Origin of the sequence: Klebsiella sp. KTE92, assembly GCF_000398905.1 — a bacterium.
In the GTDB taxonomy this organism is placed as follows: Bacteria; Pseudomonadota; Gammaproteobacteria; order Enterobacterales; family Enterobacteriaceae; genus Klebsiella; species Klebsiella variicola.
On sequence record NZ_KB976100.1, the window covers coordinates 405,571 to 427,457 of the forward strand.

21 protein-coding genes are annotated in these 21,887 nt (G+C 59.2%); 8 read left to right on the plus strand and 13 right to left on the minus strand.

Annotated features, from left to right (window positions below; translation table 11 throughout):
* Positions 1–127: 127 nt before the first annotated feature.
* Positions 128–2,836 carry a magnesium-translocating P-type ATPase gene (gene mgtA / locus A1WC_RS22965; RefSeq protein WP_016160170.1) on the plus strand — a complete coding sequence of 903 codons (2,709 nt, stop codon included), beginning with the start codon at positions 128–130 and terminating at the stop codon, positions 2,834–2,836.
* Positions 2,837–2,908: 72 nt separating this feature from the next.
* On the opposite strand, the gene ridA is transcribed toward mgtA, so the two are convergent.
* The 5 genes from ridA to A1WC_RS25620 form a co-directional block, all read right to left on the minus strand.
* Positions 2,909–3,295, minus strand: a complete 387-nt coding sequence (gene ridA / locus A1WC_RS22960; protein WP_002886926.1) for a 2-iminobutanoate/2-iminopropanoate deaminase — start codon at positions 3,293–3,295, stop codon at positions 2,909–2,911.
* A gap of 152 nt (positions 3,296–3,447) precedes the next feature.
* Positions 3,448–3,909 carry an aspartate carbamoyltransferase regulatory subunit gene (pyrI, locus tag A1WC_RS22955; RefSeq protein WP_002886927.1) on the minus strand — a complete coding sequence of 154 codons (462 nt, stop codon included), beginning with the start codon at positions 3,907–3,909 and terminating at the stop codon, positions 3,448–3,450.
* 13 nt (positions 3,910–3,922) lie between these two features.
* Entirely contained in the window at positions 3,923–4,858 is a 936-nt protein-coding gene (gene pyrB / locus A1WC_RS22950) for an aspartate carbamoyltransferase (protein WP_004206522.1), read from the minus strand.
* A gap of 2 nt (positions 4,859–4,860) precedes the next feature.
* Positions 4,861–4,920 (minus strand): pyrBI operon leader peptide, encoded by a 60-nt coding sequence (locus tag A1WC_RS28490; RefSeq protein ID WP_227650304.1) that lies wholly within the window; start codon positions 4,918–4,920, stop codon positions 4,861–4,863.
* Positions 4,895–4,999 carry a pyrBI operon leader peptide gene (locus A1WC_RS25620; protein ID WP_012969080.1) on the minus strand — a complete coding sequence of 35 codons (105 nt, stop codon included), beginning with the start codon at positions 4,997–4,999 and terminating at the stop codon, positions 4,895–4,897. Before A1WC_RS25620 ends, A1WC_RS28490 begins: the two co-directional genes overlap by 26 nt.
* 194 nt (positions 5,000–5,193) lie before the next feature.
* Between A1WC_RS25620 and A1WC_RS22945 the strand changes: the two genes are divergently transcribed.
* Positions 5,194–5,646 (plus strand): YhcH/YjgK/YiaL family protein, encoded by a 453-nt coding sequence (locus A1WC_RS22945; protein WP_008807128.1) that lies wholly within the window; start codon positions 5,194–5,196, stop codon positions 5,644–5,646.
* 61 nt (positions 5,647–5,707) lie between these two features.
* Here A1WC_RS22945 and argF read toward each other — a convergent pair whose 3' ends face one another.
* Both argF and argL read right to left on the minus strand, forming a co-directional pair.
* Positions 5,708–6,712 (minus strand): ornithine carbamoyltransferase, encoded by a 1,005-nt coding sequence (gene argF, locus A1WC_RS22940; protein ID WP_016160171.1) that lies wholly within the window; start codon positions 6,710–6,712, stop codon positions 5,708–5,710.
* The gene (gene argL, locus A1WC_RS28495) at positions 6,682–6,777 is read right to left on the minus strand and encodes a putative translational regulatory protein ArgL (protein WP_370736902.1); all 96 of its coding nucleotides are present in this window, start codon (positions 6,775–6,777) and stop codon (positions 6,682–6,684) included. Before argL ends, argF begins: the two co-directional genes overlap by 31 nt.
* Positions 6,778–6,875: 98 nt before the next feature.
* Here argL and rraB point away from each other — a divergent pair, with 98 nt between their 5' ends.
* Complete coding sequence (rraB, locus tag A1WC_RS22935; RefSeq protein WP_008807126.1) at positions 6,876–7,298, plus strand: ribonuclease E inhibitor RraB; 423 nt, start codon at positions 6,876–6,878, stop codon at positions 7,296–7,298.
* 49 nt (positions 7,299–7,347) lie between these two features.
* A complete protein-coding gene (gene miaE, locus A1WC_RS22930; protein ID WP_008807125.1) occupies positions 7,348–8,112 on the plus strand; it encodes a tRNA isopentenyl-2-thiomethyl-A-37 hydroxylase MiaE in 765 nt (254 codons plus the stop codon).
* Between the two features lie 283 nt (positions 8,113–8,395).
* On the opposite strand, the gene A1WC_RS22925 is transcribed toward miaE, so the two are convergent.
* From A1WC_RS22925 to pepA, 4 genes are all read right to left on the minus strand, one after another.
* Positions 8,396–8,899 carry a GNAT family N-acetyltransferase gene (locus A1WC_RS22925; protein WP_008807124.1) on the minus strand — a complete coding sequence of 168 codons (504 nt, stop codon included), beginning with the start codon at positions 8,897–8,899 and terminating at the stop codon, positions 8,396–8,398.
* 121 nt (positions 8,900–9,020) lie between these two features.
* The gene (locus A1WC_RS22920) at positions 9,021–11,876 is read right to left on the minus strand and encodes a valine--tRNA ligase (RefSeq protein WP_016160172.1); all 2,856 of its coding nucleotides are present in this window, start codon (positions 11,874–11,876) and stop codon (positions 9,021–9,023) included.
* Entirely contained in the window at positions 11,876–12,319 is a 444-nt protein-coding gene (gene holC / locus A1WC_RS22915) for a DNA polymerase III subunit chi (RefSeq protein WP_008807122.1), read from the minus strand. The genes A1WC_RS22920 and holC overlap by 1 nt, the downstream gene beginning before the upstream one ends.
* A gap of 121 nt (positions 12,320–12,440) precedes the next feature.
* Entirely contained in the window at positions 12,441–13,952 is a 1,512-nt protein-coding gene (gene pepA / locus A1WC_RS22910; protein WP_008807121.1) for a leucyl aminopeptidase, read from the minus strand.
* Positions 13,953–14,341: 389 nt separating this feature from the next.
* On the opposite strand from pepA, the gene lptF reads away from it, so the two are divergent.
* A complete protein-coding gene (gene lptF / locus A1WC_RS22905) occupies positions 14,342–15,439 on the plus strand; it encodes an LPS export ABC transporter permease LptF (protein ID WP_012969078.1) in 1,098 nt (365 codons plus the stop codon).
* A complete protein-coding gene (gene lptG, locus A1WC_RS22900; RefSeq protein ID WP_008807120.1) occupies positions 15,439–16,521 on the plus strand; it encodes an LPS export ABC transporter permease LptG in 1,083 nt (360 codons plus the stop codon). The genes lptF and lptG overlap by 1 nt, the downstream gene beginning before the upstream one ends.
* A gap of 51 nt (positions 16,522–16,572) precedes the next feature.
* Here the strand turns inward: lptG and A1WC_RS22895 are convergent, their stop codons facing one another.
* Together A1WC_RS22895 and A1WC_RS22890 are read right to left on the minus strand one after the other, a co-directional pair.
* Complete coding sequence (locus A1WC_RS22895) at positions 16,573–18,075, minus strand: helicase HerA-like C-terminal domain-containing protein (RefSeq protein WP_008807119.1); 1,503 nt, start codon at positions 18,073–18,075, stop codon at positions 16,573–16,575.
* Between the two features lie 98 nt (positions 18,076–18,173).
* On the minus strand, positions 18,174–18,995 hold the full coding sequence (locus tag A1WC_RS22890; protein ID WP_008807118.1) for a TIM barrel protein: 822 nt from the start codon (positions 18,993–18,995) through the stop codon (positions 18,174–18,176).
* 352 nt (positions 18,996–19,347) lie between these two features.
* On the opposite strand from A1WC_RS22890, the gene A1WC_RS22885 reads away from it, so the two are divergent.
* Together A1WC_RS22885 and iolB are read left to right on the plus strand one after the other, a co-directional pair.
* Complete coding sequence (locus A1WC_RS22885; protein ID WP_016160173.1) at positions 19,348–20,853, plus strand: CoA-acylating methylmalonate-semialdehyde dehydrogenase; 1,506 nt, start codon at positions 19,348–19,350, stop codon at positions 20,851–20,853.
* A gap of 18 nt (positions 20,854–20,871) precedes the next feature.
* On the plus strand, positions 20,872–21,681 hold the full coding sequence (gene iolB, locus A1WC_RS22880) for a 5-deoxy-glucuronate isomerase (RefSeq protein WP_016160174.1): 810 nt from the start codon (positions 20,872–20,874) through the stop codon (positions 21,679–21,681).
* Positions 21,682–21,887 lie beyond the last annotated feature (206 nt).

Below are 21,887 nucleotides of genomic sequence, written 5' to 3' on the forward strand. Positions count from 1 at the left end.
TACCGGAAAGCGTAAAGCAGTGACGTCCTTGATGTCCCTGCCATAAAAATTACATGCCTGACAGGTAGGCTTTGCTACGCCTGTTGGCAACGCTGCGTTCGCTCGCGCGAGCGCGGAGGGACTGTTTATGTTGAAAAATTATACCCGGCAGCTGTTCGCGCAGCTTAGCCGCCATCTGCCACGCCGTTTGGTCCAGCGCGATCCGCTGCCTGATGCCCGTAACCTGACCAGCGTGCCGATCCCGGACTCGCTCGGCAAGCGCTGCCTGGACGTTGCGGCGATGGATGACCAGGAGATCTGGCGTGCCTTTGACAGCCACCCTGAAGGGCTCAATGAAGGCGAAGTGGCGGCAAAGATCCTCAAACATGGTGACAATCAGATCCCGGCGCAGAAGCCCTCGCCGTGGTGGGTGCATCTGTGGACCTGCTATCGCAACCCGTTCAACCTGCTGCTGACGGTGCTCGGCATCGTCTCCTATTCCACCGAAGATCTGTTCGCCGCGGGCGTTATCGCGCTGATGGTCGGCATCTCGACGCTGCTTAACTTCATCCAGGAAGCGCGCTCGACCAAAGCGGCGGATGCGCTAAAGGCGATGGTCAGCAATACCGCCACGGTGCTGCGGGTGGTGAACGAGCAGGGGGAGAGCCGCTGGCTTGAACTGCCTATCGACCAACTGGTGCCAGGAGATATCGTCAAGCTGTCGGCGGGAGATATGATCCCGGCGGACCTGCGCATTATTCAGGCGCGCGATCTGTTTGTCGCTCAGGCCTCGCTGACCGGCGAATCGCTGCCGGTAGAGAAAGTCGCGCGCAGCCGCGACCCGCTGCAGCAGAACCCGCTGGAATGCGACACCCTGTGCTTTATGGGGACCAACGTGGTGAGCGGCTCGGCGCAGGCTATCGTCTACGCCACCGGCGGCAACACCTGGTTTGGCCAGCTGGCCGGGCGCGTCAGCGAGCAGGAAAGCGAGCCGAACGCCTTCCAGAAAGGCATCAGCCGGGTCAGCATGCTGCTGATCCGCTTTATGCTGGTGATGGCCCCGGTGGTGCTATTGATTAATGGCTACACCAAAGGCGACTGGTGGGAAGCGGCGCTGTTTGCACTGTCGGTGGCGGTCGGCTTGACGCCGGAGATGCTGCCGATGATCGTCACCTCGACGCTGGCGCGCGGGGCGGTGAAGCTGTCGAAACAAAAAGTGATCGTCAAACACCTCGACGCCATTCAGAACTTTGGCGCGATGGATATTCTCTGCACCGATAAAACCGGCACCCTGACTCAGGACAAGATCGTGCTGGAGAACCACACCGATGTCTCCGGTAAGTCCAGCGAGAGAGTGCTGCATACCGCCTGGCTCAACAGCCATTACCAGACCGGGCTGAAAAACCTGCTCGATACCGCGGTGCTGGAAGGCGTGGAACTGGATGCCGCCCGCGGCCTCGCGGAGCGCTGGCAGAAGGTGGATGAGATCCCGTTCGACTTCGAACGCCGCCGCATGTCGGTGGTGGTAAAAGAGCAGGGCGACGCGCATCAGCTGATCTGTAAAGGGGCGCTGCAGGAGATCCTTAACGTCTCGACCCAGGTGCGCTACAACGGCGAAATCGTACCGCTGGACGACACCATGCTGCGCCGCATCCGTCGGGTCACCGATACTCTGAACCGTCAGGGACTGCGGGTGGTGGCGGTAGCAACCAAATACCTGCCGGCGCGCGAGGGCGATTACCAGCGCGCCGATGAATCCGATCTGATCCTCGAAGGCTACATCGCCTTCCTCGATCCGCCTAAAGAGACCACCGCCCCGGCGCTGAAGGCGCTGAAGGCCAGCGGTATCACGGTGAAAATCCTCACCGGCGATAGCGAACTGGTGGCGGCGAAGGTGTGCCATGAAGTGGGGCTGGATGCGGGCGAAGTGGTGATTGGCAGCCAGATTGAAGCCATGAGCGACGACGAGCTGGCGGCGCTGGCGAAGCGCACTACTTTGTTTGCGCGTCTGGCGCCGCTGCATAAAGAGCGTATCGTGACGCTGCTGAAACGCGAAGGTCACGTGGTGGGCTTTATGGGCGATGGCATCAACGACGCCCCGGCGTTACGCGCGGCGGATATTGGCATCTCGGTTGATGGCGCGGTGGATATCGCCCGCGAGGCGGCGGATATCATTCTGCTGGAAAAAAGCCTGATGGTGCTGGAGGAGGGGGTGATCGAAGGCCGCCGCACCTTCGCCAACATGCTCAAGTACATCAAAATGACCGCCAGCTCCAACTTCGGTAACGTCTTTAGCGTGCTGGTGGCCAGCGCCTTCCTGCCCTTTCTGCCGATGCTGCCGCTGCACCTGTTGATTCAGAACCTGCTGTACGATGTCTCCCAGGTGGCGATCCCGTTCGATAACGTCGATGATGAGCAGATCCGTAAACCGCAGCGCTGGAACCCGGCCGATCTCGGGCGCTTTATGGTCTTCTTTGGACCGATCAGCTCGATTTTCGATATCCTCACCTTCGGCCTGATGTGGTGGGTGTTCCACGCCAATACCGTGGAGATGCAGACTCTGTTCCAGTCCGGCTGGTTTATTGAAGGGCTGCTGTCGCAGACGCTGATTGTGCACATGATCCGCACCCGGCGCATTCCGTTCGTTCAGAGCCGCGCCGCGTGGCCGCTGTTCGCCATGACTCTGGTGGTGATGGCCGTGGGCATTGCCCTGCCGTTCTCGCCGCTGGCGGGCTACCTGCAGCTGCAGGCGCTGCCGCTCAGCTACTTCCCGTGGCTGGTGGTGATCCTGGCGGGCTATATGGTGCTGACCCAGACCGTTAAAGGTTTCTACAGCCGTCGCTACGGCTGGCAGTGAAGGGCGCATTTTCGGATGAGCCACGTAAAAAAGGCAGCCACTGGCTGCCTTTTTTCCTGCCAACCAAAGCGATCAGCGACGTACGGCGATGGCTTCGATCTCGATCTTCACGTCTTTCGGCAGACGAGCGACTTCCACGCAGGAGCGCGCCGGGAAGGTGGCATTGTGCTCGGTGAAAAACGCTTCGTAGGTGGCGTTAACGGTAGCGAAATCGTTGAGGTCTTTGACGAATACGGTGGTCTTGACGATGTCGCCAACGGTGAGGCCAGCGGCTTCAACGATCGCTTTCACGTTGTTCAGCGACTGGCGCGCCTGCGCGGACACGTCTTCCGGGACGCTGCCGGTTTTCGGGTCGACCGGGATCTGGCCAGAGGTGATGATCATGCTGCCCAGATCAACGCCCTGAACGTATGGGCCAATCGCTGCTGGTGCATTTTCCGTCGCAATAGTTTTGCTCATGTTATCTCCAGATGAACTGAGTAATGTTACGCAAAATCATTCAGGTTGCCGCCAGAGGGTAAGCGCTGTGCCGCCGGCGCAGACGCCGCCTGAAGGACGAAGCGTAGGGTGGTAGCCATTATAGGGAGGCCTACCACCAATACCAACCGCATTTAGTTGGCCAGCACCACATAATGAGAAAACTCTTTTTCACAGTATTTGCATTTGAGTGCGATGTCATCGGCGCGTTTTTTCACTGCAAAACTGGAAGAAACCGGTTCGGCGTGGCTAATACAGTTGCTGTTCGGGCAGACCAGCACGCTGTCAATGCGATCCGGCAGGCTCGGGCGGGATTTGCCCACCACTTCGTAATCATCAATGCGGTTTACCGTCGCCTGCGGGGCGTACAGCGACAGCTGGTTAACCTGCTCGTCGGTCAGGAAGGTGTTCTCGATTTTAATCAAATCCTTGCGGCCCATCTCGCCGGAGGGCAGGTTCAGGCCGATGGTGATACGCTGGTCGGTTTCGGTCAGTTTGAACAGGGTGAGCAGCTTAAAGCCGACCTGCGCCGGGATATGGTCAATCACGGTGCCGCGTTTAATGGCTTCTACTTGCAGTTTATTGTCGTGTGTCATCTCTCATTCCCCCTTACAGTGCCAGCTCGCTATTCAGTACCAGTGCCAGTAACGCCTGGCGGGCGAAGATGCCGTTACCGGCCTGCTGGAAGTACCAGGCGTGCGGTGTTTTATCGACATCGGTGGTGATTTCGTCAATGCGCGGCAGCGGGTGCAGCACCTTCATGTTGGCGCGCGCCCCTTCGAGGTCGGCGGCGCGCAGGACGAACTGCGCTTTCACGTTGGCGTATTCCGACGGATCCAGACGCTCTTTCTGCACGCGGGTCATGTACAGAATATCCACTTCCGCCATCACGTCGTCGATGGCGCTATGCAGGCTCCAGGCGATACCTTTTTCATCCAGCATATCGAGGATGTACTGCGGCATGGCCAGCGCGTCCGGGGCGATAAAGTAGAAGCGGTTGCCGCTGAATTTGGCCAGCGCCTGGGTCAGGGAGTGGACGGTACGGCCATACTTCAGATCGCCGACCATCGCCACGTTGAGGTTTTCGAGGCGGCCCTGGGTCTCCTGGATGGTGAACAGGTCGAGCAGGGTTTGGGTCGGGTGCTGGTTAGCGCCGTCGCCAGCGTTCAGTACCGGCACGCCGCCGGAGAATTCGGTCGCCAGGCGCGCGGCGCCCTCCTGCGGATGACGCATCACGATGGCGTCAACGTAGGTGCTGATGACGGAGATGGTATCCGCCAGGGTTTCCCCTTTTTTGCCCAGCGAGGTATTGGCGCTGTCAGAAAAGCCGACCACGCTGGCGCCCAGGCGGTGCATCGAGGTTTCAAAAGAGAGACGGGTACGGGTGGAGGCTTCAAAGAAACAGCTGGCGATAACCTTATGCTTCAGCAGCTCGGGTTGCGGATTGGCTTTCAGCTTTGCCGCCGTCGCCAGCACCAGTTCGAGGTCTTCGCGGCTGAGATCGTTTATGGAAATGATATGTTTTTGATATAGCGGGTTAGCCATGCTTATCTCCTGACGCCTGGGCAAAAAAAAAGCCCCTTAAATAAGGGGCTTCGGGAATCCAATGAGCAACGGAAAGAAAAACGCCAGGCCAGCGTCTGCGTTCAGACGCGCTAAGACAGAATGTCGTACGCAATTGGCCATGCTTCCTCCCGGCAAAACGACTGGCATTATACGCAGACCGTTATGACGATCAAGCGATTCATTCACAAACAGGTAATCGTTTGCCTGCAGAAAAGTGCGCCAGCGCAAAGAACGGTGAAACTGTACTGGTATGGCAGTGGCGATGGGGGTATAAAGTCATAAAATGAAATGCTGTTTTATATTCGAGGTAAGTGATGATTATTGGCAATATCCACCATCTGCAGCCATGGCTGCCTGCCGCGCTGCGCGAGGCCATTGAGCACGTCATCGCCCATGTCAGCGAGGCGACGCCGCTGGGTAAACACGATATCGACGGCAATAACCTGTTTTATCTGATTTCCGAAGACACCACCGAGCCGCAGGCCGCGCGCCGCGCGGAATACCATGCCCGCTATCTCGATATTCAGATTGTGCTCCGCGGCATCGAGGGGATGACCTTCAGTACCTTGCCGGCTGGAGAGCCGCAGACCGACTGGCTGGCGGAGAAAGACATCGCTTTTCTGGCCGAAGGCCAGCAGGAGAAAACGGTGATCCTCAACGAAGGGGATTTTGTGGTGTTTTATCCCGGCGAAGTGCATAAACCGCTGTGCGCCGTAGGCGCCCCGGCGAAGGTGCGCAAAGCGGTAGTGAAGATGCTGATGGCGTAAAATGGCGAGCCATATCCCGGATAAGCGCCGTGCTATCCGGGATTTGACCGCCAGCGAGGGGCTACTTGCCCAGCGTCGCCACCATCACCGCTTTGATGGTGTGCATCCGGTTTTCCGCCTGATCGAAAACCACGCTCGCCGCCGACTCAAACACTTCGTCAGTCACTTCCATGCCGCCGTGCAGGCCGTAATCGGCGGCCATCTGTTTGCCCAGCGTGGTCTGGTCGTCATGGAATGCCGGCAGGCAGTGGAGGAACTTGACCTGCGGATTGCCGGTCAGCGCCAGCATCGCGCTGTTAACCTGATAGTCGCGGAGCAGGGCGATACGTTCGGCCCATTTTTCCTTCGCCTCGCCCATCGATACCCAGACGTCGGTATAGATAAAATCGGCGCCTTTCACCCCCGCGGCGATATCTTCCGTCAGGGTGATGTTGCCGCCCTGCTGTTTGGCCAGCGCGGTACAGGTCTCCACCAGCTGAGACTCCGGCCAGCAGGCCGATGGCGCTACCAGGCGCAGATCCAGACCGGTCAGCGCTGCGGCTTCCAGCATCGAATTGCCCATGTTGTTGCGCGCGTCGCCGGCGTAGACCAGCGTCATCTGGTTAAAGGCTTTGCCCGGCAGGTGCTCTTTCATGGTCAGCAGGTCCGCCAGCAACTGGGTGGGGTGGAACTCGTTGGTGAGGCCGTTCCACACCGGCACGCCGGCGTATTGCGCCAGGGTCTCCACCACCTCCTGGCCGTGGCCGCGATACTGAATGCCATCGTACATCCGCCCGAGCACGCGGGCGGTGTCTTTGATCGACTCTTTATGGCCAATCTGGCTGCCGCTTGGCCCCAGATAGGTCACGCGGGCGCCCTGATCGTATGCGGCAACTTCGAAAGAGCATCGTGTACGGGTTGAGTCTTTTTCGAAGATGAGCGCGATGTTTTTCCCTGCCAGTTTCTGGACTTCGATACCGTTTTTCTTATCGGCTTTGAGCTTTGCCGCCAGCTCGAGCAGGGCGGTGATTTCTGCAGGCGTAAAATCGAGTAACTTTAAAAAATGCTTCTGGTAAAACGCAGACATGGTTCCCTCACCTGGCATAGGCCACTAATTGAATTAAAATTCAATTTATATGTATGAATATTCATTTGCAAGTCTGTGATCGAAATCTTTCACTGAGAAGTGGAGGCAATGACGGCGGTATGTGACAATAGGGACAACTGCCGCACATTATGAGGAACGAGCCATGGCAAACCCGGAACACCTGGAAGAACAGCGTGAAGAGACGCGTCTGATTATCGAAGAGCTGCTGGAGGATGGCAGCGATCCGGACGCACTGTACACGATTGAGCATCACCTCTCTGCAGACGATTTCGAAACGCTGGAGAAAGTGGCGGTGGAAGCGTTCAAGCTGGGCTATGAAGTGACCGAGCCCGAAGAACTGGAAGTGGAAGAGGGTGACATGGTCATCTGCTGCGATATTCTCAGCGAATGCGCGCTGAACGCAGACCTGATCGATGCCCAGGTGGAACAGCTGATGACGCTGGCAGAAAAATATGACGTCGAGTATGACGGTTGGGGTACCTATTATGAGGACCCGAACGGTGAAGAAGACGGCGACGATGACGAAGATTTTGTCGATGAAGACGACGATGGTGTTCGCCACTAAGTTGCAGATGGATACGGCGGCGCCTGCCGCCGTATAGCAAGGAACTTCCATGGATTACCCGCAGATACTCTCCCCGATTATCAACTTCCTGCACTGCCCGACACCGCAGGCGTGGATTGATGAAGCCCGCAAGCCGGAAAACCTGCCGCTGCTGCTGACCGACCATATGGTGTGCGAACTGAAAGCGGCGCAGAACGCCATGCTGCTGGTGCGTCGCTACGTCGCGGATAAAGCCGACGCCGACGAGCTGCTGGCCTGCCTGAAGCCGTATGAAGACTTCACCTACCGCTGGGGACCGGAGCCGGATTTCGTCGCCCTGCATAAGCGGATCAACAAAAGCGCCATGCCGCAGACCGACGACCCGTGGGGCCGCCAGTTGCTGGACAGCATGATTTTGCTGATTAAAGAGGAGCTACATCACTTCTGGCAGGTGCGGGAGATGATGCTGGCGCGTGATATTCCCTACGTCAAAATCACCGCCAGCAACTATGCCCGCGGCATGCGGCGGGAGGTGCGTTCGCACGAGCCGGTGATGCTGATCGATAAGTTGATCTGCGGCGCCTATATCGAGGCCCGCTCCTGCGAACGCTTTGCGGCGCTGGCGCCGTGGCTGGATGACGATCTGCAGAAGTTTTATCTGTCGCTGCTGCGCTCCGAGGCGCGTCACTATCAGGACTATCTGGATCTGGCGCAGAAGATTGCCGGAGACGATATTAGCGAGCGGGTGCGCCAGCTCGGCGAGGCGGAAGCGGCGCTGATCCTCAGGCCGGAGGCCGAGTTCCGCTTTCACAGTGGTGTGCCGGTAGCGGCGTAACCCTCGGTATTCGGGCCCTGTAGCCCCGGTAGCCACTAACACCGGCAGTTTCAGTAGCCCTGGGGAGAGAGATAGCGTTGAGAGCTTCAGCTCGCAATGGTATGGGCCGTAGGTCGGGTAAGGCGTTAGCCGCCACCCAACAAAAAAACGGCACCGCGAGCACGGGTAAGGTGCAAGGGGTTCCATCCGGGACATACCCCGGCTTGCGCTACGCTTAGCCGGGCTACCAAACTGTAGCCACGGTAAGCGTAGCGCTACCGGGGACGCCTGCGATATCGAGGCGCTACAGCGTTTTCAGCATCCGCACTTCACAGTCAACGTGGCCGGTGCAACCCAGCGGCCCGTCAATGTGCTCAAAGCCGAGATGTTCATATAAGCCGATCGCCTCCGTCAGGAAGGCGGTAGTTTCCAGATAGCAGCGTTTAAAGCCCTGCTCGCGGGCGTAGTCCAGCGCCAGCAGCGCCAGCTTCTTCGCCAGCCCCTGACCGCGCGCGCTGGTCATAAAATACATTTTCTGTAACTCGCAGATATCCGGCTCGCTGCAGGCGAGCGGCGCGACGCCACCGCCGCCAACCACTTCGCCCTCTTTCTCCACCACCCAATAGGCAGAGCCTGGCTGGCTGTACAGCTCATACAGTTCATCGAGATTCGGGTCGGCGACCGTATAGCCTTTATCGGCGGTCAGGCCATATTCAGCCGAGACCTGGCGGATGACCCTGGCGATGGCGGCATTGTCTGCCGCCGTAATGCGACGCAGCAACGTCGCCGCGGGGACGCTCGTATTCATACAATGACTCATTACCCAAAAAAGACGAATGATGATGTTAATAACATCGCGACAGGGGAAAGCGCAAGCGAGGATGTTTCATAAAAAAACGCCCCTTGCCGGGTGGCAAGGGGCGGGAGGATCACAGCGCGGCGATCACCGCCTGCTGCTCAATCAGCTTCGCTTTCGCTTCCGCGTAGCCTTCCAGCTTCTCGCGCTCTTTAGCGATCACCGCTTCTGGCGCGCGGGCGACAAAACCTTCGTTGGACAGCTTGCTTTCGATGCGGCCAATTTCACCTTCGATTTTGGCCACTTCTTTCGCCAGACGCGCCAGCTCATCTTCTTTATTGATGAGGCCCGCCATCGGGATCAGCAGCTCGGCGCCGTCGATAATCTTGGTCACGGAGACCGGACCTTTATCATCGGCAGGCAGCACGGTAATGCTTTCCAGACGCGCCAGGTTCAGCAGGAAGCTGCGGTTGTCGTTCACACGACGCTCGGCCTCTTTGCTGCAGCCGCGCAGCAGCAGTTCCAGCGGTTTACCCGGGGCGATGTTCATTTCCGCACGGATGTTACGCACGGCGACGATCGCCTGTTTCAGCCATTCGGTATCGGCCAGCGCCGCTTCATCGACCTGAGAAGCATCGTACTGCGGGAACGGCTGCAGCATGATGGTGTCGGCGGTGATACCGCAGATCGCTTTCACGCGCTGCCAGATGGTCTCGGTGATGAACGGAATGATCGGATGCGCCAGGCGCAGCAGACCTTCCAGCACGGTCACCAGCGTATGGCGAGTCCCGCGCAGCTCCGCTTCGCTGCCACCGTTCATCACCGGCTTGGTCAGTTCCAGGTACCAGTCGCAGAACTGGTTCCAGGTGAACTCGTACAGGATGCCGGCGGCGATATCGAAGCGGAAGTTATCCAGCGCTTCGCGATACGCTTTCACGGTGTGGTTGAATTCCGCGAGGATCCAGCGGTCGGCCAGGGAGAGCACCATTTCGCCGCCGTTGAAGCCACAATCCTGATCTTCGGTATTCATCAGTACGAAGCGGCTGGCGTTCCACAGCTTGTTACAGAAGTTACGGTAACCTTCCAGACGCTTCATATCCCAGTTGATGTCGCGGCCGGTAGAGGCCAGCGCTGCCAGGGTGAAACGCAGGGCGTCGGTGCCGTGCGGCTCAATGCCGTTCGGGAACTGTTTCTCGGTGCGCTTACGGATTTTCTCCGCCAGCTGCGGCTGCATCATGTTGCCGGTACGTTTCTCCAGCAGCTCCGGCAGGGTAATGCCGTCAACCATATCCAGCGGGTCGATAACGTTACCCTTGGATTTGGACATCTTCTGGCCTTCGTCATCGCGGATCAGACCGGTCATGTAGACGGTCTTAAACGGTACCTGCGGCTTGCCGTTTTCATCTTTGATGAAGTGCATGGTCATCATGATCATGCGGGCGATCCAGAAGAAGATGATGTCGAAGCCGGACACCATCACGCTGGTCGGGTGGAACTGACGCAAGGCGTCGGTGTTTTCCGGCCAGCCGAGGGTGGAGAAGGTCCACAGCGCGGAGGAGAACCAGGTATCGAGAACGTCTTCATCCTGACGCAGGGCAACGTCCGTACCGAGTTTGTTTTCCTGACGCACTTCGTCTTCGCTACGGCCCACGTAGACGTTGCCGTCGTTGTCATACCATGCCGGGATGCGGTGACCCCACCACAGCTGACGGGAGATACACCAGTCCTGAATATCGCGCATCCAGGAGAAGTACATGTTTTCGTACTGCTTCGGCACGAACTGAATGTCGCCATTCTCAACGGCTTCCACCGCCGGCTTGGCCAGCACGTCCGCACGCACGTACCACTGGTCGGTGAGCATCGGTTCGATAACCACGCCGCCGCGATCGCCGTAAGGGACGGTCAGGTCGTGCGGTTTGATCTCTTCCAGCAGGCCGAGGGCGTCAACCGCCGCAACGACGGCTTTACGCGCCGCGAAGCGTTCCAGTTTCTGGAACTCCGCCGGGATCTCGCTGGAGTAGACGTCGGATTCATTGCCTTTGGTGTCGTAGACTTCCGCGCTTTCGCGGATGTCGCCGTCAAAGGTCAGGATGTTGATCATCGGCAGCTGATGACGACGACCCACTTCGTAGTCGTTAAAGTCGTGCGCCGGGGTGATCTTCACGCAGCCGGTGCCTTTTTCCATATCGGCGTGTTCGTCGCCCACGATCGGGATGCGACGGTTAACCAGCGGCAGCACCACGAATTTGCCAATCAAATCTTTGTAACGCGGATCTTCCGGGTTAACGGCCACGCCGGTATCGCCAAGCAGGGTTTCCGGACGGGTGGTGGCGACCACCAGGTAATCTTTACCGTCAGCGGTTTTCGCGCCATCGGCCAGCGGGTAGCGGATGTGCCACATGGAACCTTTCGATTCGCGGTTTTCCACTTCGAGGTCGGAAATGGCGGTGCGCAGTTTCGGGTCCCAGTTAACCAGGCGTTTACCGCGGTAGATCAGATCTTCTTTGTACAGGCGAACAAAGACTTCTTTCACGGCATTGGAAAGCCCCTCGTCCATGGTGAAGCGCTCGCGCTCCCAGTCCACGGAGTTGCCGAGGCGGCGCATCTGGCGGGTAATGGTGCCGCCGGATTCCGCTTTCCACTGCCAGATTTTGTCGATGAAGGCATCGCGGCCGTAGTCGTGACGGGTTTTCCCTTCTTCCGCGGCAATCTTACGCTCAACCACCATCTGGGTGGCGATACCCGCGTGGTCGGTACCGGCCTGCCACAGGGTGTTTTTGCCCTGCATGCGCTGGTAGCGAATCATGGTATCCATGATGGTTTGCTGGAAGGCATGACCCATATGCAAACTGCCGGTGACGTTCGGCGGCGGGATCATGATGCAGAAGCTCTCCTGGCTTTCATCACCATTCGGTTTGAAATAGCCCTGCTTTTCCCAGTGCTCGTAAAGCGGCTGTTCGATATCTTGTGGGTTGTATGTCTTTTCCATTATTTCCAGGTTGCCGTGTTCAGGTTGAAACCAGCCATGCGGTACGCTTTATAGCGTTCGCGCGCCAGTTGTTTCAGATTTTCTTCGTAAGGGACAAAGTCTATCACTTCTGTGAAAGCGGTGGCAAAATCTGCAAAGTTAAGCCGCAGACTGATCAGAATGTCCCGCGGGCTGCTGTTGCGTTTCTGCGGCCAGGCAATCTCCACCGGCGCGCCGCCTCTCGGGCCTTCGCCCGCCAGATTATGCGGCACAAAGCTCTCCGGCGGCCGCGACCACAGCGCCTCGTCGAGACGAATCGCCTGCTGCTCATCTTCACAGGCGATCAGGACGCGCTTGCCGTTGCGCCAACGTTCTGCGGCAATGTCACACACCAGCTGCTCGACGGCGCTCAGGCCTTCGACGGTGTTTTCGTTGTCCAGAAGGTAGAACGTTGCATTCTTCATATATGGGGCTTCTTGTCGTGGATTTAAATGCAAAGCCGGGTGGCGCTACGCTTACCCGGCCTACAAACGGCATCTTTCCGTAGGCCCGGTAAGCGTAGCGCCACCGGGCATCAGACGGCAATCACTCTTCGCCGTTAAAACCCGCACGATTGAGCAGGAACTGCGACAGCAGGGCGACCGGACGACCGGTGGCGCCTTTGGCCTTACCGGAACGCCAGGCGGTACCGGCGATGTCGAGGTGCGCCCAGTTGTACTTACGGGTAAAGCGCGACAGGAAGCAGCCGGCGGTAATTGCGCCGCCAGGACGGCCGCCGATGTTCGCCATATCGGCAAAGTTGGACTCCAGCTGATCCTGGAACTCGTCGGCCAGCGGCAGACGCCAGGCGCGGTCGCCCGCCAGTTCGGAGGCGCCGATCAGCTCATGAGCCAGCGGGTTATGGTTCGACATCAGGCCGGTGATGTGATGGCCGAGGGCAATCACGCAGGCGCCGGTCAGCGTCGCGACGTCGATAACCGCTTCCGGTTCGAAACGCTCAACGTAGGTCAGGACGTCGCACAGCACCAGGCGGCCTTCGGCGTCGGTGTTCAGGACTTCCACCGTCTGACCGGACATGGTGGTCAGGACGTCACCCGGACGATAGGCGCGACCGCCAGGCATGTTTTCGCAGCCCGCCAGCACGCCGATGACGTTCAGCGGCAGCTGCAGCTCGGCAACCATCCGCATCACGCCGTACACCGCCGCGGCGCCGCACATGTCGTACTTCATCTCGTCCATGCCTTCGGCAGGCTTGATGGAGATGCCGCCGGAGTCGAAGGTCAGGCCTTTACCGACCAGCACGATAGGGCGCGCGTCCTCAGACGGGTTGCCTTTATACTCGATGACCGACATCAGCGACTCGTTCTGCGAGCCGTTGCCGACGGCGAGATAGGAGTTCATCCCCAGCTCGCGCATCTGCTGTTCGCCGATCACGCGGGTAATGACGTTCTTGCTGTAGGTATCGGCCAGCTGACGCGCCTGGGAAGCCAGATAGGCGGCGTTACAGATGTTCGGCGGCATGTTGCCAAGATCTTTCGCCGCTTTGATGCCGGCGGCGATCGCCAGGCCATGCTGAATGGCGCGTTCGCCACTGGTCAGCTCGCGACGGGTCGGCACGTTAAAGACCATTTTACGCAGCGGGCGACGCGGCTCGCTTTTGTTGGTCTTCAACTGATCGAAGCTGTACAGCGTCTCTTTGGCGGTTTCAACGGCCTGGCGAACTTTCCAGTAGTTGTTGCGGCCCTTGACGTGCAGCTCGGTCAGGAAGCAGACGGCTTCCATTGAACCGGTATCATTCAGGGTATTGATGGTTTTCTGGATGACCTGCTTATACTGACGTTCATCCAGCTCGCGCTCTTTGCCGCAGCCAATCAGCAGAATGCGCTCAGACAGAATGTTTGGCACATGGTGCAGCAATAACGTCTGGCCAGGTTTGCCTTCCAGCTCGCCGCGACGCAGCAGGGCGCTGATGTAGCCGTCGCTGATTTTATCGAGTTGTTCGGCGATGGGGGAGAGGCGACGTGGTTCAAAGACGCCGACCACGATACAGGCGCTCCGTTGCTTCTCCGGGCTACCGCTTTTTACACTGAACTCCATGCACTATGCTCCTGAATCTTAAAGACAACAGTGGTGGCTACGGCTATACTCGTCGCCTTTCAAGTTGCAGATGCGCCGGCTGCGCCTGCTTACCTGATGCGGGCCTAACGCGCGCGCCAGGGGTCACAGCCCTGCTGCCTTCTTACAACTCGAAATCCATTGAGTATATAATTGCAAGCTTTCGTAACTCATGTCCGCTGTTGCGGTGACTTCGTGTTAATCTTAACGTTATTAAGGCCTGGGTTCGTCAGAAAAGATCCTGACATGCAGAACCGATGAGTCATTTAATCTTAGCGATGTTTTCAACGACCAAAGAGAATAAATGACGTTTAAGCCATGAAACAAGCAATTTTCCTGCAATAAAACGGGTTTTTACGGGCGTATTTATAGTGATAATCATAAGATATCTGGTTCGTGAGACGCTGAAAAGCCAGTTGGCGATCCTATTCATCCTGTTACTGATTTTCTTTTGTCAGAAATTAGTCAGGATCCTCGGCGCCGCGGTGGATGGCGATATCCCAACCAATCTGGTGCTCTCGCTGTTGGGGCTCGGCATCCCGGAGATGGCGCAGCTTATCCTGCCGTTAAGTTTGTTCCTTGGCCTGCTAATGACCCTGGGCAAACTCTACACCGAAAGTGAAATTACGGTGATGCACGCTTGCGGTCTGAGCAAAGCCGTGCTGATCAAGGCGGCGATGATCCTCGCGCTGTTCACCGGCGCGGTGGCGGCGGTCAACGTCATGTGGGCGGGGCCGTGGTCGTCGCGCCATCAGGACGAAGTGCTGGCCGAAGCCAAAGCCAACCCCGGCATGGCGGCGCTGGCCCAGGGCCAGTTCCAGCAGGCCAGCGATGGTAACGCGGTGATGTTTATCGAGAGCGTCAACGGCAACCGCTTCCATGACGTCTTCCTTGCCCAGCTGCGTCCGAAAGGCAATGCGCGCCCCTCGGTGGTGGTGGCGGATTCCGGCGAGCTGTCGCAGCAGAAAGACGGCTCGCAGGTCGTGACCCTCAACAAGGGCACCCGCTTTGAAGGCACCGCGATGCTGCGCGATTTCCGCATTACCGACTTCAATAACTATCAGGCCATTATCGGCCACCAGGCAGTGACCTCCGATCCGGACGACACCGAACAGATGGATATGCGCACTCTGTGGCAGACCCATACCGACCGCGCCCGTGCCGAACTGCACTGGCGCTTCACGCTGGTGGCGACCGTCTTCATTATGGCGCTGATGGTGGTGCCGCTCAGCGTGGTGAACCCGCGTCAGGGGCGCGTGCTGTCGATGCTGCCGGCGATGCTGCTTTACCTGGTGTTCTTCCTGCTGCAAACGTCGATTAAGTCGAACGGCGGCAAAGGCAAAATGGACCCGGCTATCTGGATGTGGGCGATTAACCTGCTCTATTTTGCGCTGGCGGTGCTGTTAAACCTGTGGGACACGGTGCCGATGCGCCGCTTCCGCGCCCGTTTTAATAAAGGAGCGGCCTGATGCAGGCGTTTGGCGTACTTGACCGTTATATCGGTAAGACGATTTTCAACACCATCATGATGACCCTGTTCATGCTGGTGTCGCTCTCCGGCATTATCAAGTTTGTCGATCAGCTGAAAAAGTCCGGGCAGGGTAGTTACGATGCGCTGGGCGCTGGTCTCTACACCATCCTCAGCGTGCCGAAGGACATCCAGATCTTCTTCCCGATGGCGGCGCTGCTTGGCGCGTTGCTGGGGCTGGGGATGCTGGCCCAACGCAGCGAGCTGGTGGTGATGCAGGCATCCGGTTTCACCCGGCTGCAGGTGGCGCTGGCGGTAATGAAAACTGCGATCCCGCTGGTGCTGCTGACCATGGCGATCGGCGAGTGGGTGGCGCCCCAGGGCGAGCAAATGGCGCGCAACTACCGCGCCCAGCAGATGTACGGCGGTTCGCTGCTGTCGACTCAGCAAGGGCTGTGGGCGAAAGATGGCCACAACTTTGTCTATATCGAACGCGTGAAAGGCAACGATGAGCTGGGGGGCGTCAGCATCTATGCCTTCAACCCGGAGCGTCGTTTAGAGTCGGTACGCTATGCCGCCTCGGCAAAGTTCGATAGTGAAAATAAAGTGTGGCGCCTGTCGCAGGTGGATGAATCCAACCTGACCGATCCAAAGCAGGTGACCGGGTCGCAGATGGTGAGCGGCACCTGGAAAACCAACCTCACGCCGGATAAGCTCGGCGTGGTTGCCCTGGATCCGGATGCGCTGTCGATCAGCGGTCTGCACAACTATGTGAAATACCTGAAGTCCAGCGGCCAGGATCCGGGACGCTACCAGCTCAATATGTGGAGCAAAATCTTCCAGCCGCTGTCGGTGGCGGTGATGATGCTGATGGCGCTGTCGTTTATCTTTGGTCCGCTGCGTAGCGTGCCGATGGGCGTGCGGGTGGTGACGGGGATTAGCTTCGGCTTTATCTTCTACGTACTGGATCAGATTTTCGGCCCGCTGACCCTGGTCTACGGCATCCCGCCGATCATCGGCGCGCTGTTGCCGAGCGCCAGCTTCTTCCTGATAAGCCTCTGGCTGATGATGCGCAAGGCCTAGCGGGTGAAGCCCGGAACGTATAAGCCCCCTCAACGATGAGGGGGCTTTTTTTTAGCGCTTGCGTCCGCCCAGCAGGCTGCCCAGCATGCCGCGGACGATCTGATTGGTGACCTGGCGAACCGCGCTTTTCGCCGCGGTCTGCACGATACCGTCGCGTTTGCCGCCGCGCGGGCCGGTGCTGCCGAACAGAATATCTTTCAGGCCGCCGAGTAGCCCATCGTCATCGCCGCTCTGCTGGCCCTTCGCCGGCGGAGCCGACTGCTGCCCGGTGGCGACCTGCACCCCTTGCTGCAGCATCTCAAAGGCCGACTCGCGGTCCACCTCCTCCTCATACTTGCCGTACAGCGGCGAGTGATTCAGCAGGCCATTGCGCTCGTCATCGCTGACCGGACCCATTCGCGAGCAGGGGGCGATAACCATCGCCCGCTCGACCACCGACGGACTGCCTTTCTCATCGAGGAAGGAGATCAGCGCCTCGCCGGTGCCCAGCTCCTGGATCGCCTGCTCGGTACTGAAGGCCGGATTGGCGCGCATGGTCTGGGCGGCGGTTTTCACCGCCTTCTGGTCCTTCGGCGTAAAGGCGCGCAGGGCATGCTGCACGCGGTTGCCCAGCTGGCCGAGCACGGCGTCGGGAATATCCGCCGGGTTCTGCGAGACAAAGTAGACGCCGACGCCCTTGGAGCGGATGAGGCGGATCACCTGTTCGATTTTATCCAGCAGTACCTGCGGCGCGTCGTTGAACAGCAGATGCGCCTCATCGAAGAAGAACACCAGCTTCGGTTTTTCGAGGTCGCCAGCTTCCGGCAGGCGCTCGTAGAGTTCGGAGAGCATCCACAGCAGGCTGGCGGCATAGAGCTTCGGCATCTGGTAGAGTTTTTCGGCGCTGAGGATATTGATCACCCCTTTACCACTGGCATCGACGCGCATCCAGTCGGCAATATCCAGCATCGGCTCGCCGAAGAAGTGCTCGGCGCCCTGCTGCTCCAGGGTTAACAGCCCGCGCTGGATGGCGCCGATCGAGGCGCTGCTGATATTGCCGTACTGATTCTGGAACGCTTTGGCGTTGTCGCCGATAAACTGGGTGATGGCGCGGAGATCTTTGAAGTCGAGCAGCAGCAGGCCGCGGTCGTCCGCGATGCGAAAAATAATGTTCAGCACGCCGCTCTGCACCTCGTTGAGATTGAGCAGGCGCGCCAGCAGCAGGGGGCCAAGATCGGAGACCGTCGCCCGAACCGGGTGACCCTTCTCGCCAAAGATATCCCAGAGCACCACCGGGTTGGCGTGCGGCTCCCAGTCGCTGACGCCGATCTTCTCCAGCCGCGCCTGCAGTTTCTCTGAGCTCTGCCCCGCGGCGGCAATGCCGGTCAGGTCGCCCTTGACGTCCGCCATAAATACCGGGACGCCAATCTCCGAGAACGACTCAGCCAGCTTTTGCAGGGTGACGGTTTTACCGGTGCCGGTTGCACCGGTGATCAGCCCATGGCGGTTGGCCATCGCGGGCAGCAAATACAGCGCGTTATCCAGCGTGCGCGCAATCAACAAGGGTGAGCTCATGATCGATTCCTCCATTTATCCTGCGACGATTATAGGCAACCTCGTCGTCCGGCGTTGGGAAAATCGTCACGCGCCGCGCACGCTGTCCAGAGCAGGCTTCAGGCGCAGTGGCGCTGGATAAGCGCGATGCTCTGCTCAATTTCGCGCTCGATATCCGCTTCGCTCCACTGCGCCAGCTCAGGTGCGAAGGGTTCAAAAGCGTATACCCCTTGATAGCCGCGGGCTTCCAGCGCTTTAACCTGCTCGCAGGTGCCGAGACGATCCTGCGGGGTCAGCATGATGCGCTCGGCATCGGTGAGCTGCTCGCTCGGACGGGTATCGTCCACCCCGGAGAGGTGCACCAGACCGATGTCCGCCACCTCCACCTGGCTGAACTCGTCCGCCGCCTGCGGGTAGAGATGGTGATGGAAGGTGTCGATCAGCAGCTTAAACGGCACGCGGGCGTCGTGGATCAGCGTTTGCGCCTGGAGTGCCGAACGCAGCGAGCTTTGCGGGAAGCCCAGCGGCTCCACCAGGCCGTGGATGCCGTAGAAGGCGAACAGTGGCGCCAGGTCGCGCAGGGCGCTCAGGGTTTCGCTGGCCGGCACTTCGCTGCCGTCGTTGAGCGGACAGAGCACCAGCGATTTGGCGCCGATGGCCTGGGCCTCTTTCAGCAGCGATTCGGTCAGCTGCCGCACCTCTTCGCTACGACGGTTAAAGGGGTAGACCGCGTTAATCGTCAGGATCTCGATGTGGTAGCGCGCCGCCAGCTCGCGCACCTGCTGATGGCTCAGATCGTCGGTCACTTTTCCGCTGGGTAAATCGTTGCGCAGCTCGACCTTATTCAGGCCCAGACGGTTCACCAGACGGAAAAACGCTTCAATGCTGAGCGCTGGCGCGATTTTGCGGTTAATACAAAAACGTTGCATTGCGATGGCCATAGGACACTCCTGACGGAAGAGGGGGTAGGTTCGTTCAATTGGCTAACAGTCAAAACGTTTATTCCAAAATTAGCAAGAATGGAAATGATGAATGTTTGAGCTGTCTCGCAAAATATCACTGGCCCCGACTACGGAGGCGACAGCGGCGGGAAGCCTGGCGTCGAGAGACAACGAGGCGCGATGCGGGCAACGCACAGGCAATCCGTCAGCGCAAAATGCGACTGTTATCACCAAAATGAAATTTCATTTCACGACAATGTTGAAATATAAATTTCATTTTACTACGGTTATAGCACAGCAGAATCAGCGACGGGCCGGTGTGCGCTGGCCCCCTTCACTATGAGGCGAGAACATGACGATCACAGGAAACTTTATTGGCGGGAAAACCGTTATTAGCAGCAGCAACGAAACGATGCCGGTGTACGACCCGGCGACGGGCAAAGCGGTGCGCGAAGTCACGGTGTCAACCGCGCAGGAAGTCTCCGAGGCGATTCAGGTTGCTCGCGATGCGTTTGACAGCTGGTCCCGTACCACGCCGCTGCGCCGCGCCCGCGTGCTGTTCAACTTCAAAATGTTGCTGGAGCAGCACGTGGAAGAGCTGGCGGGGATCATCGTCAGCGAGCACGGCAAAGTGTGGTCGGATGCGCTGGGCGAGCTGACCCGCGGCATGGAAGTGGTCGAATTCGCCTGCGGGATCCCGCACCTGATTAAAGGCGAATACTCCTCTGACGTCGGCACCGGCGTCGACAGCTATTCGCTGATGCAGCCCCTGGGCGTAGTGGCCGGGATCACCCCGTTCAACTTCCCGGCGATGGTGCCGATGTGGATGTTCCCGCTGGCGCTGGCCTGCGGCAACAGTTTCGTCCTCAAGCCGCCGGCGCTGGCGCCGACGGCCGCCGTGCGTCTGGCAGAGCTGCTGAAAGAGGCCGGTCTGCCGGACGGCGTGTTTAACGTCGTGCACTGCAGCAATGAAGATGCTGAGCAGCTGTACACTGACCCGCGTATTGCGGCGGTGAGCTTCGTCGGCTCCTCCGGCGTGGCGGAGTATATCTACAAGACCGCCAGCGCCCACGGCAAGCGCGTACAGGCCTTCGGCGCCGCCAAGAACCACGCGATTGTGATGCCGGATGCCGATCTCGACGCCACCGTTAACGCCATTATGGGCGGCGCTTTTGGCTCCGCAGGCGAGCGCTGCATGGCGCTGCCGGTGGTGGTGGCGGTGGGAGATGAAACCGCCGACAAACTGATCGCCCGCCTGAAGCCGCTGGTGGAAGCGCTGAAAGTAGGCCCGGGCTGCATGCGCGGCCAGGAAGAGAACGAGATGGGACCGGTGGTGTCTGATACCCACCAGAAAAAAGTGCTCGGCTATATTGATAGAGGCGAAAGCGAAGGGGCAAAACTGGTGGTCGATGGCCGCAAACTGCGCGTGCCGGGTTACGACGCGGGCTATTATGTCGGCGGCACCCTGTTCGATCACGTCACCCCGGAGATGACCATCTGGCGCGAAGAGATCTTTGGCCCGGTGCTGGGAATTGTGCGCGCGGCGGACTATGACAGCGCCCTGGAGCTGGTCAACAGCCACGAGTTTGGCAACGGCAGCGCCGTTTTCACCAGCAACGGCCACACCGCGCGTGAATTTGTCCACGACGTGCAGGCGGGGATGGTTGGGGTGAACGTGCCGGTCCCGGTGCCGATGGCGTTCCACAGCTTCGGCGGCTGGAAGCGCTCGGTGTTTGGCGCGTTGAACGTCCACGGGCCGGACGGCGTGCGCTTCTACACGCGCATGAAGACCGCCACCGTACGCTGGCCGGCAGGGCAGCAGACCGTATCTGAATTCAGCATGCCGACATTAGGTTAATCGGCGAAGGAGAGCGCCATGTCGTTACTGGCTAAATCGCGAAAAGAGGGACAGATCCAGCATATTACGCCGCAAAGCGCCGGTTGGCGCTATATCGGCTTTGATGTCTGGATGTTGAAAAAAGGGCAGACCGTGACGCTGGAGAGCGGCGATCGCGAGCTGTGCCTGGTGCTGGTCGCCGGGCTGGCGTCGGTGAAAACGCAGCATGCCGATTTCCCGAATCTCGGTAAACGGATGTCGCCGTTTGAACGCACCCCGCCGTGGTCGGTCTACGTGCCGCCACAGGATAAAGTCGAGGTAACCGCCGATTCCGATCTGGAGCTGGCGGTATGCAGCGCGCCGGGCAAAGGCCGCTTCCCGGCACGCCTCATTCGGCCGGAAGATGTCGGCGTAGAGCACCGAGGGAAAGGGCGCAACCAGCGCCGGGTGCATAATATTCTGCCGGACAGCGCCGAGGCGGACTGCCTGCTGGTGGTGGAGGTGTACACCGACGAGGGTGCCACCAGTTCGTGGCCGTCGCATAAGCATGATACCGCCCTACCGGGCAAAGAGACGCAGCTGGAAGAGACCTACTACCACCGCTTCGATCCGCCGCAGGGCTTTGCCTTCCAGCGGGTCTACACCGACGACCGTAGCCTGGACGCCTGTATGGCGCCCTACAACCACGATGTGGTGATTGTGCCGCGCGGTTACCACCCGGTGGCGGCGATTGCCGGTTACGACAGCTACTATCTGAACGTGATGGCCGGGCCGGATCGGAAATGGTTGTTCACTTGGGAAGATGACCACGCCTGGATCAACACGCCGGAGTACCCGCGCCACGACTGACGCGCCGTGCAGAAGCGGATACAAAAGGCCGGTTAGCGATGCTAACCGGCCTTCTTGTTTGAGGGCGGCAGGTGTTTTTTAGCGAAACGCTCCGCGGAATCCCACTCCCCGACCCGGCAAGCGCAGCGCCGCCGGGCAGGAACCTCCGGCACCGTACCCGTCTCGTGCCGGATGGCGCTACGCTTATCCGGCCTACGGGATCCTCC